6 protein-coding genes are annotated in these 5,878 nt (G+C 69.4%); 3 read left to right on the plus strand and 3 right to left on the minus strand.

Annotated elements, in window-relative coordinates:
- Nucleotides 1–397 (minus strand): MFS transporter (locus VJR25_RS14955; protein WP_324116417.1); only part of this gene is annotated, 397 nt, incomplete at its 3' end.
- Between the two features lie 105 nt (nt 398–502).
- Here VJR25_RS14955 and VJR25_RS14960 point away from each other — a divergent pair.
- Nucleotides 503–1,009, plus strand: coding sequence for a MarR family transcriptional regulator (locus tag VJR25_RS14960; protein WP_324116418.1), 507 nt, complete (start codon nt 503–505; stop codon nt 1,007–1,009).
- An 11-nt stretch (nt 1,010–1,020) separates the two neighbouring features.
- On the opposite strand, the gene VJR25_RS14965 is transcribed toward VJR25_RS14960, so the two are convergent.
- Both VJR25_RS14965 and VJR25_RS14970 read right to left on the minus strand, forming a co-directional pair.
- Nucleotides 1,021–1,602 (minus strand): dihydrofolate reductase family protein, encoded by a 582-nt coding sequence (locus VJR25_RS14965; protein WP_324116420.1) that lies wholly within the window; start codon nt 1,600–1,602, stop codon nt 1,021–1,023.
- A gap of 42 nt (nt 1,603–1,644) precedes the next feature.
- Nucleotides 1,645–3,033, minus strand: a complete 1,389-nt coding sequence (locus VJR25_RS14970; RefSeq protein ID WP_324116422.1) for a DUF2252 domain-containing protein — start codon at nt 3,031–3,033, stop codon at nt 1,645–1,647.
- A 155-nt stretch (nt 3,034–3,188) separates the two neighbouring features.
- Here VJR25_RS14970 and VJR25_RS14975 point away from each other — a divergent pair, with 155 nt between their 5' ends.
- Both VJR25_RS14975 and VJR25_RS14980 read left to right on the plus strand, forming a co-directional pair.
- Entirely contained in the window at nt 3,189–5,291 is a 2,103-nt protein-coding gene (locus VJR25_RS14975; RefSeq protein ID WP_414683801.1) for an MDR family MFS transporter, read from the plus strand.
- Nucleotides 5,292–5,374: 83 nt separating this feature from the next.
- Nucleotides 5,375–5,878: TetR/AcrR family transcriptional regulator (locus VJR25_RS14980; RefSeq protein WP_324116423.1), on the plus strand; the 504-nt coding region annotated here is incomplete at its 3' end.

Here is a 5,878-nt window from a genome sequence, read left to right on the forward strand (position 1 = left end):
TGAACTTGTACGCGAAGATGCGGCGGCGGTCGTCGCCGGAGGACCACTGCAGCGCGAGCACCTGCTTGGCGGGCACCGCGGCGGCCAGGCCCAGGCCGAACACGAGCATGCCCGCGAGGAACAGCGACGGCGTGCCGACGAAGACGAGCGATCCGACGGCGGCCGCGCCCAGCAGCTGCGCGGCGACGGCCACGAGCACCGGGTTGACGCGGTCGGCGAGCCGGCCGGCGAGCGGCGCGGCCACGAGGGCGCCCACCGAGAAGAGCGAGGATGCCAGGGCCGCGACGAGCGTGCCCCAGCCGCGCGTATCGGCGGCGTACGCGTACTGGTAGGGGAGCACGGCACCCCATCCGAGGGAGCCGATCGCGGATGCGACGATGAGCAGACGTGCACGCATGGAGAGCCTCCTTCGGGTACCGGCGGGTGCGCCGTGATGATTTCGATGTCGAATATTTCGACATCGAAATATTAGCAACAGAAAGAGACGTGGGAGAATTCCCGTATGGCCGGTCGAAAACCCAGCGCGCGCGACGAGTACCGGCGCGCGGTGGATGCCTACGTCGCCGCGGGCGGTGACGAGTCGGTGCAGCGGGTGATCACCGCGGCGCAGAGCATGAACCGCAAGCTCGACCAGTGGTACGCGCGCCAGCTCGCGGACCTCGAGCTCACGGCCGGCGAGTGGGGGGTCATCGCGGGCATCGCCCGGGCCGGCGAGCCGCTGACCCCGGGCTACCTCGCCGAGCTGACGAGCGTCGCGCCGTCATCCATGACGCACCGGCTCGACCGGCTCGCCGAGCGCGGTCTCATCGAGCGGACCCCCGACGCGGAGAACCGCACGCGCGTGCTCGTCGGTCTCACGGATGCCGGCTGGAAGCTGTTCACCTCCGCGATCCGCAGCTCCAACGTCGTGGAGTCCGACGTGCTTCAGGACCTCACCGACGCCGACCGCGACGAGCTCGCGCGTCTTCTCGAGATCGTCATCCTGCGCCTCGACCACATCGTCGCGTAGCGGAATCCCGCTCAGCGCGCGCCGCGGACGGCGTAGCGGCGCAGCCCCACGCTGTCGTCGTACTCGCGCGCCTCGATGAGGTCGAGTTGCAGGGGCTCGGGCACGACGTCGAACAGCGGACGTCCGCTGCCGAGCACCACGGGGTGCACGAACAGCAGCAGCTCGTCGAGGAGCCCCTCCCGCATCAGCTGCGTGGCGAGGGTCGCCCCGCCGACGCCGATGTCCCCGTCCGTGTCGGCGCGCAGCGCGGCGAGGCGCTCGAGGGCATCCTCGCCGTACACCTCCGTGTTGTGGCCGGCCGTGGTGCGGGTGCGCGACACGAGGATCTTCGGCATGTCGGTCCAGATGCCGCCGTACTCGCGCAGCACGTCCTCGAGCGACTCGTCGTCGCGGGCGGCGGGCCAGTAGTCCTCCATCATCTCGTAGATGACACGGCCCTCGACCGACATCGACAGCGCCCGGGCGCGGGCGTTGAACTCGCGATGCAGGGGTTCGCCGATGCGCAGCCAGCCGTCGTCGCCGGCCTGCGGGCCCGGGCGCTCGATCATCCCGTCGAGCGACACGTTCATCCAGTACACGAAGCGGGCGGCCATGGCGCCAGCGTAGACCCGACGCCCCGCGCCGCGGTGCCGGGCTCAGAGCGTCCCGTCGGCCACGGCCCGCCGCATCGTCTCGAAGTCCGCGGCCGCCTGGTCGGCGTACGCGATGCTCCACGCCGTGACCGCCTCGTCGAACACGGTCCCGCCGCCGAGGTATCCGGCGATGAACGGGGCATTCGGTGACTGCGCGTGGGCGCGGGCGAGCACGGTGCCGCAGGCGTCGACGTAGTCGCCGAACGCGCGCCGGCCGAGCGTCTCGGTGTCGATCGACGCGTTCAGGTCGCGGAACTGCCGGATGTAGAACGCATGGCCGTCCTGGCGCACCCAGCCGAGGAACGGGTCGCTCACCGACTGCAGCACGCGCTGGTTCGCGACGACCCGGTGCCCGTGCTCGTCCTTCGCGACCGGTGCCACCACGGCGGGGGAGAGGGCGCGGGATGCTCCGCCGAACTCGACCGCGACCGACTCGCACGCCTCCTTCACCTGCAGCACCAGCGACTCTCCGGCCGGGCCGGACAGCACGATGATGTAGCAGCGCGTCCCGACGCTGCCGACCCCGACCACGCGACGCACGGCATCCGTCGGGACGTACTGCGACAGCAGCACGGCGATGTCGGACGGCACCGTCGCCAGATAGGTGCGCGCGATCTCGAGCACGCGCCGCTCGGTCGCCTCGGGAACGTGCGTGAGCACCGGGGGATTCTCCGCGATCGTGGTCGTGCCGTCGGGGGCGGTCGTGGTGATCTTGCGGACGACCCGGTCGGCTGTGCGCCGCCCCGCCGCTTTGATCGCGCGGTCGAGGGCCTTCTGCGACGAGGCCCCGCCGCTGCGCGGGCCGCGGCGCACGTCCGCCTGCAGATAGAACCGGTCGAGGGCGCCGAGGCGCGTGAACTGGCGGATGCCGACGCGGTACGCGGCGGCGGCCTCGCGTGCCGCGGTGACCACGTCGTCCGGGGCGAACCCGCGATGGCGCCCGGCGAGCACGACGCTCGTGACGAACCGCTTGACGTCCCACTCCCAGGGCCCGTACGCGGCCTCGTCGAAGTCGTTGAGGTCGAACACCAGCCGCCGTTCGGGTGAGGCGTAGATGCCGAAGTTGGCCACGTGCGCGTCGCCGCAGATCGTGACGTCCGCTCCGGTGCGCGGGGCGTCGCGCAGATCCGCGGCCTGGATGGCCGCCGATCCCCGGTAGAACGCGAACGGATTCGCCGTCATCCGTTCCAGCCGTAGCGGCACGAGTTCGGGCACGCGGTGCGCGTGCTGGCGACGCAGGATGCCGACGGGGTCCCGATCCGCAGGGGGAGCGAAGGCGGCGTGCGCCGAGCGCGGCATCCGTCGCCGGGCGGCGCGGCCGGCGTCGCGCAGCTCGTCGGCGCGGTGGACCGCGTCGTGGTCGAACCGCAGGCGGCCGTCGGAACCGGTCATGTCGCACCCCCAGGACTCGATGCCCAGCCTAGGGGCGTGACATCCGGATGCCGCGGAACTTTCATCCTGGCAATCCTGCAGAGAGGAAAAATTGCACTTGTTAGAAAGATGCAGATGTGCAATGATGTAGGAACGCAATCTTCAGAAGGAAGCTGATGTCTTCAACCGCCACCGCACCCACGCCGACCGTGGGCGCAACCCGTCGCACGCACGGGTCTCCGATCATGACGCCGCGGCAGATCATGCTCGTGATCGTCGGTCTCATGGCCGGCATGTTCCTCGCGTCGCTCGACCAGACGATCGTGTCGACCGCCATCCGCACCATCGGCGACGACCTGCACGGCCTCGACCAGCAGGCGTGGGTGACCACCGCCTACATGATCACCTCGACGATCATGGTGCCGATCTACGGCAAGCTCTCCGACGTCTTCGGCCGTCGCCCCCTCTACCTCTTCGGCATCGCCGTGTTCATCGTCGGGTCGCTGCTGTCCAGCTTCTCCACGTCGATGATCGAGCTCGCCGCCTTCCGCGCGTTCCAGGGCATCGGCGCCGGCGCGCTGATGTCGCTGCCGATGGCGATCATGGGCGACATGCTCGCTCCGCGCGAGCGCGCCAAGTACCAGGGCTTCTTCCTGGCCGTCTTCGGCATCTCGTCCGTCGTCGGCCCGCTCATCGGCGGCGTCTTCGCCGGTGCCCACCAGATCCTGTGGGTCGACGGCTGGCGCTGGGTGTTCCTCGTGAACGTCCCGATCGGCATCATCGCGATCTGCATGGTGTTCGCGTTCCTGCACCTGCCGAAGATCGGCGAGCGCGCGAAGCCCCGCATCGACTGGTTCGGCGCCGCCGCGGTCATCGTCGCGCTCGTGCCGTTCCTGCTCGTCGCCGAGCAGGGTCGCGAGTGGGGCTGGACCTCCGCCGGCGCGATCGCCTGCTACGCGATCGGCGGCCTGGGGCTCGTCGCGTTCCTGCTCATCGAGTGGCGGATGGGTCAGGATGCCATCATCCCGATGAAGCTCTTCCGTTCGAGCTCGTTCTCGATGGCGACCCTGCTCGGCTTCCTCGTCGGGTTCGGCATGTTCGGCGCGATGCTCACCATCCCGCTGTACCTGCAGATCGTCGTCGGCCTCGACCCGACGCAGTCCGGGTTCGCGATGCTCCCGATGGTGCTCGGCCTCATGCTCGCCTCGATCGGGTCCGGCCAGTTCATCGCCCGCACCGGCAAGTACCGCTGGTTCCCGACGATCGGCACCGGCCTCGTCACGATCGGCTACCTGCTGCTGACGACCCTCAAGGTGGACTCGTCGATCTGGCTGCTCGCCGGCATCATGATCTTCGTCGGCCTGGGTCTCGGCATGATCATGCAGTCGCTGATGCTCGCCACGCAGGGTGCTGTGCAGCCGCAGGACATGGGCGTGGCGACCAGCGCAGCGACGTTCTTCCGTCAGATCGGCGGCACGCTCGGCACCGCGGTGCTGCTGTCGGTGCTGTTCTCGGTGATGCCCGCGCACATCAACACGGCCATGGTCGACAAGGCGCAGCTGACCGCGGCGCTGGATGCCGCGATGAACCCCGCCGTCGCCGACAAGGCGCAGAACACGGGCGTCATGGACCAGGTGTGGTCGAAGATCGTCGGCCCCATCGAGAAGGGCACGCAGGAGGGTCTCGACAAGGCCACCGTGCAGATCACCGCCGCCGTCAAGGCCGGCGTGACGCAGAAGGTGACCGCGGCCGTCGACCAGCAGGTCGCAGCGGGCGTCGTGCCGCAGGCGGCGGCCGGTCAGATCATCGCGCAGCAGGTCGCCGCGGCGCTGCCGGATGCCACGTCCGCCGCGCTGCAGCAGGCTGCGGACAAGGCCGGCGTCTCCGTCCTCGGCGGCACGCTCGCCGTGGACTACACGAACGCCGACCAGCGCAAGGCGGTCGTCGACAAGGTCGAGCCGACCATCGAGAAGAAGCTGAAGGACACCAGCGCCAACAGCTCGTCCGACAGCTCGAGCATGAGCGACACGTCGTTCCTGAACGGAGCCGACAAGCCGCTGACCGTGCAGTTCCTCACCGGCTTCACCACCTCGACGGGCGTCGTCTACTGGACGGGTCTGATCGTGATGCTCGTCGCGTTCGTGCTGTCGTTCTTCTTCAAGGCGCCGCCGCTGCGTCAGCGGTCCGCGCTGCAGGAGCGGGCGGACGAGCACGCCGCAGAGAACGCCAAGTCCGATGACGAGGTCATCGCCGAGCTCGAGGAGCAGGTGAAGGCCTGAATCCGGGGGCCAGAATAGGAGGTGCACCGGCCGGATCCGTCCGGCCGGTGCACACCCCCAGAACGGACATGATGATGACCAACGTGCAACCGGATTCCCTTCGCGAGCGCAAGAAGCGCGAGACCCGTGACCGCATCCACACCGCCGCCGTCGAACTCGCCGACGCCCAGGGCATCGCCGAGACGACCGTGGAGGAGATCTGCGCCGCGGCGGACGTCTCGGTGCGTACGTTCTTCAACTACTTCCCGAGCAAGAACTTCGCGATCCTGGGCCTGACGGCCATGATGATCTCGGATGACGACCGCGAGCGCTTCCTGCACGGCACCGGCACGCTCATCGACGACCTGGTGAATCTCATCACCGGGTACGGCGAGGCGATTCCGCCCAAGCACAAGCACGGCATCGTGAAGCGGCATCCGGAGCTCGCCTCGACCCTCATGGAGTGGGGCAGCAAGCACCGCAGCGACCTGTTCACGCTGGTCGAGCAGCGGGCGGATGCCGGAACCGCGCGCCTCGCGGTCGGCGCCGTGATGCTCGCCTTCGGCGACGCCGCCTCCGAAGGCGGCGAGCTGCGCCCCGAGACGGTC

This window comes from Microbacterium sp. (genome assembly GCF_035277845.1).
GTDB lineage: Bacteria > Actinomycetota > Actinomycetes > Actinomycetales > Microbacteriaceae > Microbacterium.